This is a genomic window from Lacimicrobium sp. SS2-24 (genome assembly GCF_002201535.1).
In the GTDB taxonomy this organism is placed as follows: domain Bacteria; phylum Pseudomonadota; class Gammaproteobacteria; order Enterobacterales; family Alteromonadaceae; genus Lacimicrobium.
The window spans coordinates 15,802-34,481 of the sequence record NZ_NIWW01000005.1; the positions used below are offsets into that span (position 1 = coordinate 15,802).

Sequence of the window (18,680 nt, forward strand, 5' to 3'; positions counted from 1 at the left end):
AATTGGACAAAAATTTGTCACACTTGGAAACATCTTTTAGTATGGACCCACGGAAGTCATCTTTGCCCATGGGCATCGTACTTTCCATATAATTAGAATTACACGGGAAACAATATGAAAACAACATTAGAGCACTTAAAGAAAAGGCCGTTAGTTCATGCAATTGGCTGCATTCTTGCCACCTCGTCGTTTGGTGTGATGGCGCAGGAAACTGAGAATGAGGCGCCTGAAGCTGAAGCACAACAAGAGAGAATCGTTATCACGGGTTCACGTATCCGCAATGATGGTTTTGACCGAGCCCTACCAGTCGACGTGATCAGCGCTGACTCAGCGGTGGATCAAGGCATTGGTGATATCGGTGAGTTGCTGCGCAACTCTACGGTAGCAGCGGGTTCTCCTCAGGTCACTGCCGCAACATCAACGGCATTTGTTCAGGCCGGTGGTCAAGGTACTGAAACGCTGTCGTTACGGGGATTGGGTGCCAACCGTACACTGGTACTGTTGAATGGACGTCGGGCAGGACCGGCAGGCACCCGTGGTGAAGTGTCTGCTTTTGACCTGAACGTATTGCCTCTGTCTGTTATCGACAGAGTGGAAATTCTCAAAGATGGTGCGTCATCACTTTACGGCTCTGATGCAGTTGCCGGTGTTGTCAATATCATCACCAAAAAAGGGGATGGAGGTAACGTTGATGTGTCCTACTCCCAGCCACAGGAAGATGGTGGTGAACTGTTCAGAATAAACGGTACTTATGGCGCAGCTTTTGATCGCGGTTCATTCCGTATCACCGCTGACTATAAAAAGCAGAGTGAACTGAGAAAAGGTGACCGTGATTACTTCAAATGCGGTGAGCGGTATATTTTCGATCCTAACAGTGGCGAGCGCGTCGATCCGGTTGATCCTCGTACCGGTGAATACCATTGTAATGATCTGCTCTGGGGCCATGTCTGGATTTATGACTACCAGGGTGAAGGCGGTAACGTTCCCTCAGGTGCGAAAGCCCAGTATGATTATGATGGTGACCTGGGGCAGTATATCCCCGGCTTTGCACAGGACCCCAGCAACCCTGATTACATGGTGACGCCGCCAGGTTGGTTCCCGGTCGCTTATGATCGTGCGTCTGATGCGGTTGCGAACGCGGATCATCCCTTCCAGGATCGTGAGTCACATGTACCAGAAACTGATATTACAACGGTTTTTGCTCAGGGCGACTATGATCTGACCGATACCACCTCAATGTATGCCGAAGCGCTGATGAGCCGTCGCACAACCAAAAGTAACAGCTATCGTCAGTACTGGAGCTATCTGTATAACGAAGACTTCTTTGCAGGTAGTTCTCTGAGTGAAGGCTGGACGGGTGCCCAATGGCTAAGTCCCACGCCAATTACGGATCACAGTGGTTCTGAAGTCGATATTGATTACCAGCGTTTTGTCCTGGGTATGACCGGTGATATTGGTACCTGGTATTGGGACGTGTCCTATCAGTACAGCCGCTCAGAGGGTGAGTACACAAACAAAGTTATCTTTGATGATGCTATCAGCCCGTATAACTTCGGAACGGGTTCTTGTGAAGGCACTGAAACGCCTGTACGTGGTGTTCCCTGTGTGGATGTCCCGTGGCTGGATCCGGACTTTTTAGCCGGCAACGTTTCTCCTGAAGTCAGGGCATTCCTGTTTGGTGAGGAAACCGGACGCACTATCTACAAGCAGAGTACGCTGGAAGGTTTCGTTTCAGGTGATTTGTTTGAAATGCCGGCCGGACCCGTAGGGGTGGCGTTTGGTGCTCAGTACCAGAAAGATGAGATCGAAGATGTACCAGGTGAGCATACTCTTGCCGGTAACATCTGGGGTGCCTCAACTGCAGGCATTACCGCTGGTGATGATGCGTCCTCTGCGATTTTTGGTGAAGCTCAGATTCCATTGTTGCGTGATGCCGCCATGGCTAAAATGCTTGATTTAACGCTTTCGGCACGATACACCGATGTTGATTCGTACGGCAGTGACACCACCTATAAAGTGGGTTTGAACTGGGAAATCGTTAATGGTTTCCGTATTCGTGCGTCACAGGGTACGTCTTTCCGCTCTCCAGCCCTGTTTGAGCTATACCTGGCCGATCAGCGCAGTTTTGCCGGACAACGTACGGTTGATCCCTGTATCCGTTGGGAGCAAAATCTTGCAGACGGATCAATATCTGAACAGACTGCTCAAAACTGTGCTGCGGATGGCATTGCACCAGATTATGCCGGCGGGGCTATTTCTGCCGACGTTCTGACTGGTGGTGGAGCTGGTGTACTGGAGGCAGAAACCTCCGAAGCGACCACGATTGGCTTCGTCTGGCAGCCTGAATTCGCGGATTTGAGCGTGTCGGTGGATTACTTTGACTTCCTGATTGAAGACGAAGTGACTCAGTTAGGTGCATCGACGATTGTCAGGGAATGTTACGACTCTGATAATTTTTCCACTGAGCCGCTGTGTAATCAGTTTGACCGTAGCAGTGTAGATGGTCGTATCGAGCTGATTCGGGATAGCTTTATTAACGTTGCAACCCAGTCAAATAAGGGTTATGACATCAATATCACCTATCGTACAGATACGGATTATGGTCAGTTAACACTGTCGACTCAGCATACCTTCCAGACCGAGTCTGAAGAGCGTCTGTTTGAAGACAGCGACATCGAAGACACCAATGGTGAGTTCGGTAATCCTGAGCATGTGGGTAACTTTAATGCCATCCTACAGCGCGATGACTGGACCTTTAACTGGAATGTGCGCTACGTCGGTGAAGTGTCAAACTATCTAAGTTATGGTAATGACGAGGAAGAGCGTTTCGATGCCACTTATCGTGGTGAAGAAGTGCGCGTGAAGTTGCATAACGACGGTGTCTTCTATCACGCATTCTCCGTTAATAAAGAGTTTGATGAAGGCTTAAGTGCGACCTTCGGTGTGGCGAATGCTTTCAATCAGAAGCCACCAAGAGTGACGACATTGAACCTTGGTGAACTGAACACATCAGGAAACTCTGCGTTCTACAGTCAGTATGACTGGTTAGGTAGACGCTTCTTCCTGAATTTGTCTTACGATTTCTGATTAATCGTAATCAGGTAAAAGCCGACGCAAGTCGGCTTTTTTATTTTATACTGACCCGCGCACCTGTATTTATATAACTGCCATTGGATAACCAGAGAAGAGCAGCATGCCCAGAGTTTTTGCAAAATCCGATAACCTGAATGAACTGAACCCTAAGTTTGAGCAACAACCTATAGCCCACCCGGTGTTTATCAATTCTGTGCCCAAGTGTGGTACCCATTTGTTGCGCAACATTTTCCGCATGTTTGTCCCGGTTACTCAGCAATATCACCATGACTTTATTCAGTTTCCGAATCTGCGCCAGCATTTGCAGGCGTTTGATCCCAAGCAGCCACAACTAAGCTGGGGACATTTGTTATTTTCCGATGAGTCTGCCAAGGCGCTCAAGCCAGTCAGACATCTTGTTATTGTCAGGGATCCCTATGATTGGGTGTTGGCCCGAGCAAGGTTTTTCCTATCCGACACCTTTCAGGGCTCAATGGAACACCTGAAAGATGGTGCGGTATCCATCGAAGAGATGCTCAATATGATGATCTTCGGTATTTATCAAAAAGCCCCCACGCTTCAGGAAATTTTCACCCACAATGCCGTTGCCTGGTTGGGCACCGGTGTCAAGTTGGTGAAATACGAACATGTGATCCGTCATTTAAAAGCGTTGGATACCACAGAGGCTGAAGCGTTCTTTTCCGATTTGCTCAGTATACTTGGCGTCTCTTCACTGCCCGACGACTGGCAGGATAGGATCCGTATTGGCTCCGATCGAAAACAGAGCGGCACCGCCAGAGAAAATCTCTCCGGTAATCAGGTCACACTGCCTGATGAATTGCCTGATACGCAAAAGCAGCTGGTTGAATATGCTGCCCCCGGTCTGCGCCGGATCCTCGGCTACTATTAATCAAACGGATACCGGAATATGCAAAAGAGAAGAGTTGTTATTGTCGGCGGCGGATCCGCTGGTTGGATGGCTGCATCCTATTTGAATGGCGCGCTGAATAATCGAGGGAAAGACAACAAAGTTGACATTCATTTGGTGGAATCACCCGACACGCCCAGAATCTCAGTCGGTGAGGCAACGATCCCATCTATGCGCCACTTGTTATCCGTGGTAGGCGTTGATGAAACCGAGTTTATGCAGGCGACAGAAGCGACCTTCAAGCAATCGATTAAATATACCAATTGGGTTCATAAGGATAACAGCTTTTATCATCATCCTTTCTCGCGGGCTCAGATCCATCCCCTGGACTACTCCGGACAGCGCTGGCTACAAAGTGATCAGAAGATCCCCTTTATGGAAACCTGCTCGGCTCAGCCGATTATTTGTGAGATGGGCCTGGCCCCGCAAATGCTCGGCGAGTGGCGCATGGGCCAGCCACTGAGTTATGCCTATCATATGAATGCGCAGAAGTTTGCCGATTACTTGCGTGATTTTTCTGTTGAACGGGGCGTTAAGCATACTCTGGCAAATATTGTTGAGGTAGAGCTCAGAGATAAAGATCATATTCGCTCAGTGACGACGGACCAGGGGCAAACTCTTGAGGCTGACTTGTTTGTTGATTGCACTGGTTTTCGGGCCAGGCTGATTGAAAAGCAGCTCGGTGTAGGCTTTGAAGATTGTTCCCAATGGTTGTTGTGTGACCGTGCCGTGACCATGCATGTGCCATACGATGAGTATTATCCTGGTCTGGTGCGGCCTTATACAACTGCCACAGCCTTATCCAATGGCTGGATTTGGGATATTCCGATGCAGTCCCGTCGCTCTATCGGGTATGTACACTCCAGTGCCTTTATCGACAAAGACGCCGCAGAGCAAGAGATGCGCGCGTATCAGGGCGGCAATACGGATAAGCTGGATGCTCGCTTCATTGATTTTAAAGTGGGGCGTCGCCACCGCACCTGGCATGGCAACTGTATCGCCATAGGTTTGTCCGGAGGCTTTATTGAGCCGTTGGAGTCCACAGGTTTGTATCTGAGCGATCTCGGTGCCGTGATGCTGGCAGAGCACTTCCCCTGGCAGGATGAAGGCATGGAAGTCCTGGCGACCCGCTATAATCGCCTGCTCAGTAACCGCTTTTATGAAATTCTCGATTTCATCAATATGCATTATTGTCTGACCAAGCGCACCGATACCCCCTTCTGGCAGGAAGTGCAGAAGCCTGAAAGGATTAATCCCCGCTTGCAGGCAAAGCTGGATTTCTGGCGCATTAAGCCACCCAGTGCTTCGGATTTTGAGGACATGTGGATCCCGGGGCAGTCTATTTCACCGATGCCAGCAGCAATGACGGGGGGGGACCGACGTCCGCCGATTGACACCGCCGCGCTGTGGAATCACCAAAGCTACGAATGCATCTTGTACGGGATGAATTATCTGACCGAGGAGTGTGATAAGTGGTTCGGTGTTCAGCGCCCGCCCGCACAGGTTCATCCCGCTATTTTGCAGCGATTAAAGATGGCAAAAACTAACCTACCGCCCCACGCCCACTGGTTGCAACAACGGTTAGGGATGGCGATGTATTCGGGGGCGGTTAAGCCCGCCGGATGGGTGGCATAATAAGACAAGGTGCAACGTCTCAGGGAGCAGCTTAGGTGGCCAGCAGTCTGAATTGTTCAATAAGCGTTAAAAAAGCCTCATGGAGCGCACATTATCGCGTACATTGCGGTGTGCGCTAAATAGGAAGCCGAAACTCAAAAAGGAAGAGAGCATGACAGAAACAACAACAGATCACACACCGGTCGGTGAAAATGAGCGCATCGTGCTGCTGGACGCCTTGCGGGGCTTTGCACTGCTGGGCATCTTGCTGATGAATATCGAATTTTTCCAGCGGCCGCTACAGGCAATCATGCTGGGTTTTGAGAGTGATCAGCAAGGCCTCGATTACATGGTGGCATGGTTTTCATTTACCTTTGTGCAGGGTAAGTTCTACACCCTGTTTTCTTTTTTGTTCGGACTTGGCTTTGTGGTGTTTATGGACAGAGCCGTACAAAAAACAACGCGGCCAAAGCGGCTATTTTTTCGCAGACTCCTGATCCTGCTTGTGATCGGTGTCGCCCATCTATTTCTGGTGTGGGGCGGCGATATACTCCATCTTTATGCCTTTCTGGGCTTAGTATTGATGCTGTTCATCAACAGCCCCGCTAAAAGACTATGGAAGTGGGGCGTGTCCTTCTATTTCTTACTACCGGTGCTGATGCTTTGGCTGGGGGCGCTGGCCATACAGGCGGCAATGAGCGAGCCTGAAGTGGCCGCGCAGATGCAGTCGGAATTTGAACAGGACAAGGTCAGTCTGCTTGCCGATGTCGCCCGGGGAGAAGCGATTTATGCGGGCGGGGACTATTGGCAGGCGGTGCAATGGCGTATTGAAGAGTGGTATGCCATGTATCTGGATGGTGGATTGCTGTTCTTTGGGCCCATCATTCTGGGCGCCTTTTTGATCGGTGCTGCCTTTGGCCGCCGCGGTGTGTTTTCTGATGTGTCGGCACATCGGGGACTGTTTAAACGTATGGTGTTGTGGGGATATGGTGTGGGGCTGCCTGCCACACTTTACTGGGGGTATGCAGGCCGCGGTCTGGATATGCTCTACCCGACAATAGAGTATGCCGGGATGATCACCGTGAGTCAGATAGCGAATCTGGCCATGTGTCTGGCGTATATTGGTACGCTGTCGTTGTTGTTCTTACATGGCGCCAGATGGATTCACTACTTGGCTCCGGCCGGGCGGATGGCGCTGACCAATTACTTGCTGCAGTCTGTGGTCTTTACCATGTTGTTCTATGGCTATGGACTGGGACTTTACGGCGAGTATGGCCGCGCCGCAACGACCCTGATGGCGGTGGTGTTTTACGCCCTGCAGCTATGGCTCAGTCACTTATGGTTACGGCGATTCCGTATGGGACCCATGGAGTGGTGCTGGCGCACACTGACCTATGGTGAAATCAGATCCATTAAGCACTGACGTGCTGCCATAACACCCATATATTTCGGACAAACAGGGCCGTGGAAGTGATAAACTCTGCGGCCGATGCCAACCCGAGATACGGCTTTATTCATGCGTGAACCTTCAGCATTGCCCGTAAGTGACATAGCGTCCCGGCTTGTCGACGGGCTGCAATCACAGAACGTTATTCTGTCTGCCCCGCCGGGGGCGGGTAAGTCCACCTGGTTGCCCCTGCAGTTACTAAAACTACCCTGGTTATCCGGCAAAAAGATTCTGATGCTTCAGCCACGCAGAGTGGCGGTCAGGGCCATTGCCGGTTATCTCGCTGCACAGCTCAACGAACCTGTGGGTAAAACCGTCGGCTACCGAATTCGTGGAGAAGCTAAGGTCAGTGGCAGTACGCGCCTAGAGATCGTGACGGAAGGTTTATTGACCCGTATGTTGCAACAGGATCCTGAGCTCAATGGCGTGGGGTTAGTTATTTTCGACGAATTCCATGAACGTAATCTGCATGCTGATTTTGCACTGGCCCTGTGTCTTGAAGCACAACAGGCACTACGAGACGATCTGCGCTTGCTGATCATGTCCGCTACCCTCGAACAACAGGCTCTGCAGACACTTTTACCCGGCGCTCAAGCGATCCAAAGTGCAGGACGCAGTTATCCTTTGCAGATGCACTATGCGCCGGTGCCGGCCCGGGTCGCTTGGTTGCAGCATATGGCGGGGGTTATTGTACAGGCGCTTAATCAGCGCGATGGCAGCGCATTGGCGTTTTTACCCGGTGCCGGAGAGATTCGCCGACTGGGTGAAATGCTAACTCAGAGGCTGCCGGCAAATTGCCGCCTCTATTGTCTCTATGGAGAGCTGGGTAAAGAGGCGCAGATGGCCGCAGTGGGACCGTTGAAGAAGGGGGAGCGTAAGCTGGTACTGGCCACCAATATCGCTGAAACCAGTCTCACCATCGAGGGCATTCATATTGTTATCGACAGTGGGCTGGAAAAGGTGGCCCGTTTCGATCTGAATCAGGGCATACAGCATTTACGTACTCAGCGAATTTCTCAGGCTTCAGCTACGCAACGAGCCGGGCGTGCGGGGCGAGTCGGCCCCGGCACTTGCTATCGTTTGTGGCCTCAGGATGAACAGTCCAGGCTGGCTGAGCAGAGTCCTCCACAGATTCTGATAGCCGATATGGCGCCGATGTTGTTAGAAGCAGCAGCATGGGGCGCAGACATTACCACTCTGTCACTGCTGGACTATCCCAGTGAGGCACAGATAGAGCAGGGACTGACATTGCTGCACTCCCTTGAAGCGCTGGACGAGCAAGGGCGAATCACGGCACACGGACGTCAACTCTGTACTTTGGGCTGCCATCCCAGGTTAGCGCATATGTTGATAAAAGCGCAGCAAATGGGAGAAAGGGATCTGAAACTGGCCTGTTTAATTGCTGCACTGACAGAAAGTAAAGACCCACTTCGCTCGTCCGGCACGGCATCCCTTGAAGAGCGGCTTGAGTATCTGAGTCACCACAGTGGTGACCCCATTCTGAGGCAAGCTTCAATATGGTTTAAACGGTTGTCGGATAAGACGCGCCTGGATACGTCATCGCTGGATGTGGCTGGTGCGGGGCGAGTACTGGCATGGGCATACCCTGACAGGGTGGCAAAATCCAGAGGAGAGGGCCGTTATCTGATGGCCCGAGGTACCGGTGCCAAATTGTCGCAGCATGACAGACTGAGCAAGGAGCCTTACCTGGTCATTGCCAGTTTGCTCAATACCAGTGCCGGGGGGGACGCCCGCATCACACTCGCCGCCGCCATGACCGAGGCGCAACTACTGTCCTGTTTCAGCGAAAATATAGAAACCGAAACGGTTTGTCAGTGGCAGCCAACACAACAGGCGATGCAGGCCAGATCACAGCGGCGACTGAATCAGTTGGTACTGTCCAGTGAACCCGTTCCGGTGCAGCCTGGCCCGGCCTTACAGGCGCGCTGGCATTCGCTGATTCGCCAGCAGGGGCTGGATTGGTTGCCCATGAATGACAATGCCTGGCAGTTTATTTACCGCGCACGTTTGGCGACGAACTGTTTAAAGGAAGGGCCCGAGTGGACGGAAACAGCACTGCTGGATGAGATAGAGGACTGGTTAGGGCCTTATCTTGAACACTGCCTGAATTTCAAATCACTGCAACAGCTGGACTTTGTGTCATTGTTGAAGCATCGCTTAACATGGGAACAGCAGCAGCGTGTGGATAAAGCATGTCCTGCCTATTTACCACTACCTACCGGGAACCGAGGCAAAATTACCTACAGGGCTGATGGCAGCGCGGTGTTGGCGGTAAGAATGCAGGAGATTTATGGCTGGACGGATACGCCCTTACTGGGCAACGGGCAAATCACCTTGCAGCTGGAGCTCTTGTCGCCTGCGCAGCGACCTATCCAGAAAACCGCTGATCTCAAAGGATTCTGGGCAGGCAGCTACAAAGAAGTCCAAAAAGAGATGAAAGGTCGTTATCCTAAGCATTACTGGCCGGATGATCCTGCACAGGCTCAGGCCACCACCAAAACCAAGAAGAAGATGTAATGGCACCTAAAAAACCTGCAAATCGCGGTCACAAATCCTCATCCACTCGTTCCCCGGCTAATCAGCGTAATAATGGTCGCTCTGTCATTCGCCGGTTGTGGAGCTGGGGCTGGCGTAATAGCTGGAAGTTTCTGCTGGTGGCATTGCTGTGTCTGAGTGCTTATGGGGTGTATCTGGATGCCCGCATCAAAGCACGTTTTGAGGGCAATACCTGGCAGGTTCCGGCGCAGATCTATGCCCGGCCCTACACCCTCAGTCGCGGTCAACCTCTGGACATGTCAGAGGTCATTGAGGAACTGAAATGGTTGTCTTACCGGCCTGTGGCGAACGTGACCACCAGCGGTCAATATGCCGTAAAGGGCAATCAACTTTTTTTCTACCGGCGCGAAGCGCTTTTTGCTGAGGGACCGGAGTCTGCCGCCATCACAAGGCTCACTTTTTCCAACGGAGAACTCAGTGATATTCGCTTTGATCATCAGGCCGTAGAGCAGGTCAGGCTGGAACCTTATCTGGTTACACGCTTTACCAACAGCAGCGGCGAAGACCGCATGCTGGTTAAGCTGGAAGACGTGCCACAGGAATTGATCACCATGCTGCTGCTGGTGGAAGACAGAGATTTTTATCAGCACCACGGGGTTGCGCCTCTGGCAATTCTGCGAGCGCTGCTGGCCAATATCAGTGCCGGCAGAGCCGTGCAGGGCGGCAGTACGCTCACGCAACAGCTGATCAAAAATCTGTTTCTCAGCAATGAAAAGACGCTGATCAGAAAGGTCAATGAAGCCCTGATGTCATTGGTCATAGAATTGCGTTACAGCAAGGACGAAATTCTTGAGGCTTACCTCAATGAGGTCTTTCTTGGTCAGAATGGTATTAACGGTGTCCACGGCTTTGGCCTGGCCAGCTATTTCTATTTTGACCGGCCATTGAACGAGCTCAGTATTCCTGAGATGGCACTGCTGGTAGGGATTATTAAAGGGCCCTCTTATTACAATCCCAGTCGTAATCAGGAAAGGGCGACAGAACGGCGGAATCTTGTGCTGCGTTTGCTGTTTGAGGAATCCGAGGCCGCTCCTCAGCATTATAAAGGTTGGGTACAAAGCCCGCTGAATCTGCGCCAGCAAAACCAACACAATCGCAGTACCCATCCTGCGTTTATGGATAAGGTGCGTGAAGAACTGCAACGTCTTCTCCCGGACGCCTCGTTGCAGCAGGCTGGCATCAAGATCTTTACGACGCTTGATGCCCTGGCCCAGCGTAAAGCGGAAGCGGTAATGAGTAAGGGCATTGAGCGTATCAGTCAGCAACGAAACGTTCCCGCACTGCAAGGTGCTATGGTCATATCCGATGTCGCCAGCGGCGGTATTCGCGCCATGGTAGGAGATAAGAATACCCACTATCAGGGGTTTAACCGTGCAATGGACGCCAGGCGACCGATCGGATCACTGATTAAACCCGCGGTGTATCTGACTGCACTTGAACAGCCCTTTTATTACCATCTGGCAACGCCCATTACAGATAAACCGATACAACTGAAAAGCAGCGAAGGGAAGGTGTGGTCACCACAAAATTCGGACAAAACGTTCCGTGGTCAGGTGTCGTTGTTACAAGGGCTAAGCGAATCTCTGAATGTGCCCACGGTGACACTGGGCATGGAACTGGGGCTGGGCGCCGTTGCCGAGACCATCAAACGCCTGGGTGTCCATCAGGAGGTGCCACAATATCCTGCGATGACCTTAGGTGCCCTGTCTTTGTCGCCTTTACAGGTTAATCAGATGTATCAGACCATCGCCAATGAGGGCGCTTATATCCCATTGCACAGTATCAGCGCGGTGGTGGATCATGACAACCGTGTGCTTTGGCAACATCAACAGCAAGCCAGGCAACGTGCTGACCAAGGTGCCGTTTACTTGCTTAACTACGCCCTGAATCGGGTGACCCGTGAAGGCACGGCAAAGGTGCTCAGACAACAGTTTCCGGATTTGCACCTGGCGGGCAAAACCGGTACCACAAATGACTATCGGGATGCCTGGTACAGTGGCTTTGATCGCAGTCAGCTGGCGACCATCTGGCTTGGCACCGATGACAATCAGAGTACCGGTCTGGCAGGGGCCAGTGGGGCGTTACCGCTGTATATGGATTATCTCAGACAAGGCCACCCTAAATCGCTGTCCCGGCGTTTCCCGCAGGGGCTGGGGATTGCACACTTTGATGTGGCCAGTGGAAACCCGGTTCCACCCGGATGTGCCGGTAGCATCAGTGTGCCGGCTGTGATTGACGCGTTGCCTGCCCCCTCAGGCTGCGTCAGTACAGCAGAAAAGGTGCCGTCCAAAAAAGAGAAAAAGAGCTGGTGGCAAAAATTATTCGGGGGAAGTTAATGGCGTAGCCTGTTTAGCCTGGAGTATTGCGTTAGCCAGCGAAGGTGCCAGCCAGGCATAACGCTCGCTGATAAAGTGATAGGCGAGGTCGTCGTAAACAGGGGGCTCGGCAATCTGAATGCCTACCAGAGTATGTGAACTGTCCGGATCCACCGCCGTAAAGCCATAGTCGATTTTACCGTCTTTGATCATGTTGATGACTTGTTGGTTATAGGACAGAAAGATCGGTTTGGCCTGATAGGTTGAGAGAAGTCGGGTGACAATGCTGGCACCAAAAGGCACCGCGATACTGTTTTTTGGATCATTGAGCATACTGGCATGACAGGGAATATGAAGGCGACAAATCAGATGTACCCGAATCCGCATGATGGGGGCATCGACCATGACTACCCCTTTTAACTCTTCGGCCATGGCACCGAATCTCACGGCGATGCCATCGATGGTTCCGTTAGCGGCCAGCAACCGCTCTCTCTCCATGGGCGTTTCAAGAAAGGAAACGTCAATATTGAGCTGCGCATAGGCTTCTTTTAGCAAGCTTTTAATGGGTTCCATGTGAGGGTGGCGAATGTGCCCGATGAGCAGGTTCGGAGGTGTCGCGTTGGCACTAAAGGGCGCGAAAAATAACAACAGCACAAGCCAGCGCAGCGATAGAAAAAACGAAGCAGATAATAGACAGGCGGGCATGATCATGCCTCAGCAGGGGGCGTCGTTTATCCAGTATAGCTCAATAGCGCAGTCACACCGTGTTCAGAGATTCAGTGCACCGTCCCAGTCTTTTGGCAGCACCTGGCGACGCAACAGCTGGCATTGTTCAATATGATGGGTGATTAATTTGTCGCCCGGGCAAAGGTGACTGGCTTCCACAAAGCAGGCTATGGCTTCATCCCATTGGCGAACGCGGCGGTGAGCAATGCCTTTTTCGAGCAGTGGTGCACAGGCTAACTTTTGTTTTTGAATATCATCATTCTGATGCGCGATAATCTCGTAAATCTCGACCGGATTTTTCTTCCCCTTGACCCTGACCCAGTCCAGCAGCCTGTACTGGTATGTGTTCCGTGCAGCGGCCGTATCGAGGAGCTGTGCGCTAACCAGAATATCGGCCTCATACTGAGGCGCCAGTGATTCCAGCCGGTAGGCTATGTTGACACTGTCACCGATGACGGTGGTGTCCATTCTGTCTTCGGAGCCCACCGTGCCGAGGATAACCGGGCCAAAATGCACGCCGATACCAATATTGATCGGGGGATAGCCCGAGTTGCTGCGGTGCTGGTTGTATTGCTGCACCGCTTTTCTCAGGGCCAGGGCCGCCTTAATGGCGTCTCTGGCCTTGTCCTGATTGCTACCACCGGGATGATCAAACAGCGCCATAATGGCATCACCGATAAATTTATCGATGAAGCCGCCGTTGGCATGGATAGGCTGGTTCATACGCATAAAGTACGAGTTGAGGAAATTCATCAACTCCTGGGGTGACATGCGCTCAGATAGCCCGGTAAAACCACGGATATCACAAAACAGGATTGCCACTTCGTCTTCATCGGCCCGTCCCAGCTCCAGGGTATCCAGTCCGTGTTTGGCAAAATGCTCTGCAAACTGACGGGGCACGAACTTCTCAAAGGTTTTACTGATACGGGCGGCTTGTTCATCCTGCATAGCCTGGCCGGAAGCGTAATCCGGTGCCGCCTGAAAGGTATGTGATTCGAGTTTTACAACCGGGCGCCGATACGCCACCCTGGCCTGACGCAGCAAGCTGGCAAGAATGACCACCAATACTGCTAAGAAGATGCAGGTGGCCAGCAGTAGCAGAGTGACAGGGTGTGAAAACGGCGCCGTCATAGTGATATCGTCATACTCGTTAAAAAAGAGTCCCGACTTTCCCTGTCGTGTCTTCGTTATAATCCAGCCAGTACTGTATCGGCAGCGCTTAGCGTTTGCGCAATAATCTCATCATCATGGGCCGCAGAAACAAATCCGGCCTCATAGGATGCCGGTGCAAGGTAAACCCCCTGTTCCAACATGCCATGATAAAACTGGTTAAACTGCTTCTGATTACAGTTAATCGCCTGCTGATAATTAGTCACCCGCGGCACATCGGTAAAGAATAACCCAAACATGCTGCCAGCATAATTAATACTCATGGGTATACCATGCTTGTCCGCAAGGGCCTTCATGCCTTTGGCGAGTTTTTCTGTGCGTGTGCTCAGGATGTCGTAAAGCCCGGGTTGCTGAATGGCCGTTAACGATGCCAAACCTGCTGCCATGGCAACCGGATTGCCTGAAAGCGTACCAGCCTGATAGACGGGACCAGAGGGGGCAATATGTGACATGATGTCCCGCTTACCACCAAACGCGCCGACTGGCATACCACCACCGATAACCTTGCCAAGACACGTCAGGTCGGGCTCAATGCCATAATGACCCTGTGCCCCGCCCAGCGCCACACGAAAGCCTGTCATGACCTCATCCAGTATCAGCACCGTGCCGTACTCGTCGCAAATTTCTCTTAATCCCTCAAGAAAACCTGGCACCGGAGGAATGCAGTTCATGTTTCCGGCGACGGGTTCAACGATAATGCAGGCTATCTGTTCGCCAACCTGAGCGAAGGCCTCTCGCACCGAGTCTAGGTTATTGTATTCGACAGTCAGTGTGTGTTGTGCCACATCTGCGGGTATGCCGGGGGAGCTGGGTACACCCAGTGTCAGGGCTCCAGAGCCGGCTTTGACCAGCAACGAGTCGGCATGACCATGATAGCATCCTTCGAACTTCAGAATCTTATCCCGCCCGGTGTAGCCGCGAGCAAGACGAATGGCGCTCATGGTGGCCTCTGTACCCGAGTTGACCATGCGCACCATTTCCATTGACGGTACCAGCTTGCTGACCAGCTCTGCGATATGAATTTCAGCCTCGGTGGGGGCGCCAAAACTGAGGCCTTTTTCCACGGCACTGAGTACGGCCTGTTTTATCTGGGGATGATTATGACCCAGTACCATGGGCCCCCAGGACTGCACATAATCGATATAGCGCTTGCCATCGGCATCGAACAGGTAGGGCCCATCGGCTTTATCGATGAAGACCGGGGTGCCACCCACCGCTTTAAATGCGCGCACGGGTGAGTTTACACCACCAGGAATGTGTTGCTGGGCGCGTTCAAATAATTCTATGGATTTTTGCATAATACCTTCGTTGTTTGAGACTGACACCGCAGCGGCGGCTTCAAAGATTTTGTTTGCTGCTGTACCACTGCACATCGCAGTCGTACTGTTGGACGATATTTTCTACCCCAAGGGTTAGGGCAAACAAGGCCATTCGGATCAATACCCCGTTATCGACCTGGCGAAAAATCGCCAGGTTAGGATTAAGGTTAAGGTCGTTATCGAGTTCGTTGGCATCGGCGCGAGAATCCCGGGGGAGCGGATGCATGATCACGGTTTTGGACTGAAAATGCCGGGTATAAATATCCTGGTTCAGGCGGAAGCGCCCACGATATTTATTGGCCTCAAGCTGGGATTCAAAACGCTCTTCCTGAATCCGCGTCTGATAACAAATGTCGGCGTCCATACTGCCTTCCATCTGCTCCGTGATTTTAAAGGTATGTCCGCCTTTGCTAATCAGATCTAATATCGCATCAGGCATTGCCAGTTCCTTGGGCGATATCAGGGTAAAGCGAATATTCTTGTAAAGACTGAGTAGTTTTGACAAAGAGTGCACGGTACGCCCATGTTTAAGATCACCGATCATCGCGATATGCATGCCATCAATACTATGACCATGGAACTGCAGTTCTTTACTGATGGTATACAAATCCAGCAATGCCTGGGTCGGATGTTCATTGGCGCCATCCCCACCATTGATTACAGGAACACGGCTGCCTTCAGCAAACTCCGCCACTGAGCCGGCGTCAGGATGGCGCATGGCGACAATATCCGAGTAGCTGGACAGCACCCTGGCAGTGTCGTACAGCGATTCGCCTTTACTCAGCGCGGAGGTGGCCATGCCCGCAGTTTCTCTGACTTCACCTCCAAGCAGGTTAAAGGCGGTGCCAAAGCTGACTCTGGTACGGGTGCTGGGCTCAAAAAAGAGATTGCCGAGAATGGCGCCATCCAGCACCTTGGTCCGTTTGAGACGGTGTGCATAAGGACGCATGGTATCGGCGACAGAAAAAATCTGGGCAATGCTATCGGGGTCAAACTGGCTGACGGACAGGATATGCTGACCTTTAAACTGATTCATAACGCGGACAACCTGTTGGACGGCAAAAGTGCGGCAATTTTAGCAAGGCTGGAGGGTTATACCAATCACTGATTAACACAGAGCAGGGATCTTGCGATGGGATGTCAGGGCAATCCACATACCCGCTATGAACAAGGTCCGGATACCGTGGCAACCCGACAGGGTCAGGGGAAAAGCCAGTGTCGCGGGCAGCACGCCATCATCACAAATAGGTATTAACTCCCATTCCTTATAGTCATTTGCCATGCGCGCCTTTACTGGCGTGGGCTGTATCGGTGGCGTAAAGTTAAACAGAGGCAGCCTTGATGGCTGCGAAGTCTGTCAGGATTGAGAGGATTACGGTTATGATTATTCTGGTTGGTGGTGAAAAAGGCGGCAGTGGAAAAAGCTGTCTGGCTCAGAATATCGCGGTTCACCTGCGCACAGAGCGCGACGCCTCGGTGTTGATGGTGGATTGCGACCCGCAGCGCACAACGTCTGACTGGATACAGGAACGTAACAGCAATAAAAAACAGCTGCCCAACATAAACTGTGTTCAGTTATACGGCAAGATACGCAATGAATTGCTGAGTTTACGCAATCATTATGACTATGTGGTGATTGATTGCGGCGGACAGGACAACCTGGCGTTGCGCTCATCCATGGCGGTTGCCGATCATATCCTGGTTCCCCTGCGCCCCAAGCGCCGGGATCTGAAAACTGTCCCGCACATGGAAGACATTATCTCCACCTGTAAGATGGTGAATCCCAAGATGAACGTCGCCTTTGTGATTACCCAGTGCCCATCGCTGCCATCTCTGGCCCCTCGTATCATCGAAGCAAAAGAGGTCTGTCGTTCTTTTGAGATCCCCGTACTTAACTCGGTGACATTCAGCCGTAACATGTATGACGACAGCGAAGAACTGGGGCTGTCTGTCATGGAAAACGAACCCCAGGGTAAAGCAGCCAGCGAAATCCGCGCTATTGTTGATGAGTTATTCGCCCGGGCCAAAGGAGAGAAGCATGACGTTCGCCAGTTTGAAGAAAAACTCGCCGTCGGCCAGTCCTAATGCGGTCAGTGTCGATGAATTTATTGAAGATGCGGAGAATTATGCCCGTGGCCTGAATAAAGTTATCAGGTTGCACCCGGGCGCAACGGCTGATCAACAGGGGCACGGTGCACCGCTAAAAACTACCAGTGTGACGCTGACCACCGAGGCCAGGGCAACGCTGGAGCAACTGGCGGCGACAACCGGTATTTCCCGCTCCCGGCTGATGCGGATTTGGCTGGCTGGCGTGGAGATTGAGCTTGAAAAAGACCGCTACCTGGCCAGTCAGGTTCGCTAGGGCGCTGCAAACAGGCTCACCGCTATCAGCCAGGCATTGCCCCGTGCTCAGTGTTCACTAACAAAGCTGTAAGACTGAAGGACTTTTGACAATAAGCTGCTAAGCTCAATTACCTACCTCAAAAGAGTAATGACATGCATATTATTGGTGCAGGTGTGGGGCGAACCGGTACGTATTCTCTGAAGCTGGCATTAAATGAGCTGGGACTCGGTCCATGTCATCATATGGAAGAAGTGCTGCTTAATATGGACGTACAGGTACCACTCTGGAATAGCGCCCTCAGGGGAGAGCCAGACTGGACGGCCATTTACACCCGTTATAACAGTGCGGTTGACTGGCCGACTGCGGGTTATTTTCGGGAGCTTCATCAGGCTTACCCTAAAGCAAAGTTTATTCTGACGCATCGTGACCCGGATAGTTGGGCCCGCAGCTTTGGTTCCACCATTTATACGCTGTTAGCCAATCAAAATGAGGCGCCCGAGTCTATGCGTGAATGGCTGAGCATGGCTCAACGTGTGGTTGAAAAAAGCGGGTTTGCGCAAGGCCTGGACCATCAGGGGCTGGTCGATGGATTTATCGCGCATAATGACGCCGTTAAGGCTGCTATCCCGGCAAAACAACTGTTGTTATTTGAAGTGAAGCAGGGATGGCAACCCTTATGCGACTTTCTCAATCTGCCGGTGCCAGACACACCGTTTCCGAGAACGAACGACCGCGAAGAGTTCTGGGATCGGGTATCAGGTAAAAGCTGACACGGTGAGTCTGTACTCGCCGGCGGCAGTCACGGCGCCCGCCGGGCTATTTGAATCGGGAAGCTGCCGATGTGAGCGCCTTGCTTATAGAATCCCAGGCATTATCTGCGCCTGCTTTAATGTCTTCCCACGCATCATCGCTGGCCTGCCTTAACTCCTCAAGCTTCTGATTCGCCCGCTCCTGTTTCACTCTTAGCTCTTCGATTTGTTTATAGTATTCAAGTTGGGCATCCGCCTCGGCTTCATCGGCTTTGGCCTTCAGCTGACCAATCTCTAGCCGGCTTTGTTCCAGCTTTGACTGGAGTTTTTTCTGATAGGCATCTTTCATACTCATTATCTTTTCCCTGTCGTTTAGTGAACCTACCACTAACCCTAGAAGCCCCAGACCATTGCCGCAA

Annotated in this window: 15 protein-coding genes; 9 read left to right on the forward strand and 6 right to left on the reverse strand. The window is 51.9% G+C overall.

Annotated features, from left to right (window positions below):
* The first annotated feature begins 114 nt into the window (after positions 1-114).
* The 6 genes from CCY32_RS09870 to mrcB all read left to right on the forward strand — a co-directional run bounded on the left by CCY32_RS09870 (position 115) and on the right by mrcB (position 11,974).
* The gene (locus tag CCY32_RS09870; RefSeq protein WP_088330465.1) at positions 115-3,087 is read left to right on the forward strand and encodes a TonB-dependent receptor; all 2,973 of its coding nucleotides are present in this window, start codon (positions 115-117) and stop codon (positions 3,085-3,087) included.
* 106 nt (positions 3,088-3,193) lie between these two features.
* On the forward strand, positions 3,194-3,982 hold the full coding sequence (locus tag CCY32_RS09875) for a hypothetical protein (protein ID WP_088330466.1): 789 nt from the start codon (positions 3,194-3,196) through the stop codon (positions 3,980-3,982).
* 18 nt (positions 3,983-4,000) lie between these two features.
* Entirely contained in the window at positions 4,001-5,635 is a 1,635-nt protein-coding gene (locus CCY32_RS09880) for a tryptophan halogenase family protein (RefSeq protein WP_088330467.1), read from the forward strand.
* Between the two features lie 151 nt (positions 5,636-5,786).
* Positions 5,787-7,037 (forward strand): DUF418 domain-containing protein, encoded by a 1,251-nt coding sequence (locus CCY32_RS09885; RefSeq protein WP_168171482.1) that lies wholly within the window; start codon positions 5,787-5,789, stop codon positions 7,035-7,037.
* Between the two features lie 93 nt (positions 7,038-7,130).
* Complete coding sequence (gene hrpB / locus CCY32_RS09890; RefSeq protein WP_168171483.1) at positions 7,131-9,599, forward strand: ATP-dependent helicase HrpB; 2,469 nt, start codon at positions 7,131-7,133, stop codon at positions 9,597-9,599.
* Positions 9,599-11,974, forward strand: a complete 2,376-nt coding sequence (gene mrcB, locus CCY32_RS09895) for a penicillin-binding protein 1B (RefSeq protein WP_088330470.1) — start codon at positions 9,599-9,601, stop codon at positions 11,972-11,974. Before hrpB ends, mrcB begins: the two co-directional genes overlap by 1 nt.
* Here the strand turns inward: mrcB and CCY32_RS09900 are convergent.
* From CCY32_RS09900 to CCY32_RS17215, 5 genes are all read right to left on the reverse strand, one after another.
* A complete protein-coding gene (locus tag CCY32_RS09900) occupies positions 11,957-12,658 on the reverse strand; it encodes a hypothetical protein (protein WP_141096216.1) in 702 nt (233 codons plus the stop codon). The genes mrcB and CCY32_RS09900 overlap by 18 nt on opposite strands.
* Positions 12,659-12,721: 63 nt before the next feature.
* Complete coding sequence (locus CCY32_RS09905; RefSeq protein WP_088330472.1) at positions 12,722-13,810, reverse strand: adenylate/guanylate cyclase domain-containing protein; 1,089 nt, start codon at positions 13,808-13,810, stop codon at positions 12,722-12,724.
* 56 nt (positions 13,811-13,866) lie between these two features.
* A complete protein-coding gene (gene hemL / locus CCY32_RS09910; RefSeq protein WP_088330663.1) occupies positions 13,867-15,147 on the reverse strand; it encodes a glutamate-1-semialdehyde 2,1-aminomutase in 1,281 nt (426 codons plus the stop codon).
* Between the two features lie 40 nt (positions 15,148-15,187).
* Positions 15,188-16,204: an aspartate carbamoyltransferase gene (locus CCY32_RS09915; protein WP_088330473.1), complete on the reverse strand. Its 1,017-nt coding sequence runs from the start codon at positions 16,202-16,204 to the stop codon at positions 15,188-15,190.
* Positions 16,205-16,276: 72 nt separating this feature from the next.
* Entirely contained in the window at positions 16,277-16,450 is a 174-nt protein-coding gene (locus tag CCY32_RS17215; RefSeq protein ID WP_168171484.1) for a hypothetical protein, read from the reverse strand.
* A 98-nt stretch (positions 16,451-16,548) separates the two neighbouring features.
* On the opposite strand from CCY32_RS17215, the gene CCY32_RS09920 reads away from it, so the two are divergent.
* From CCY32_RS09920 to CCY32_RS09930, 3 genes are all read left to right on the forward strand, one after another.
* Positions 16,549-17,253, forward strand: a complete 705-nt coding sequence (locus CCY32_RS09920; RefSeq protein ID WP_088330474.1) for an AAA family ATPase — start codon at positions 16,549-16,551, stop codon at positions 17,251-17,253.
* Positions 17,207-17,530, forward strand: coding sequence for a CopG family transcriptional regulator (locus tag CCY32_RS09925; protein WP_088330475.1), 324 nt, complete (start codon positions 17,207-17,209; stop codon positions 17,528-17,530). The genes CCY32_RS09920 and CCY32_RS09925 overlap by 47 nt, the downstream gene beginning before the upstream one ends.
* 134 nt (positions 17,531-17,664) lie before the next feature.
* Positions 17,665-18,282: a sulfotransferase family protein gene (locus tag CCY32_RS09930; protein WP_088330476.1), complete on the forward strand. Its 618-nt coding sequence runs from the start codon at positions 17,665-17,667 to the stop codon at positions 18,280-18,282.
* Positions 18,283-18,328: 46 nt separating this feature from the next.
* On the opposite strand, the gene CCY32_RS09935 is transcribed toward CCY32_RS09930, so the two are convergent.
* The gene (locus tag CCY32_RS09935; RefSeq protein ID WP_088330477.1) at positions 18,329-18,616 is read right to left on the reverse strand and encodes a coiled coil domain-containing protein; all 288 of its coding nucleotides are present in this window, start codon (positions 18,614-18,616) and stop codon (positions 18,329-18,331) included.
* Positions 18,617-18,680: the final 64 nt, after the last annotated feature.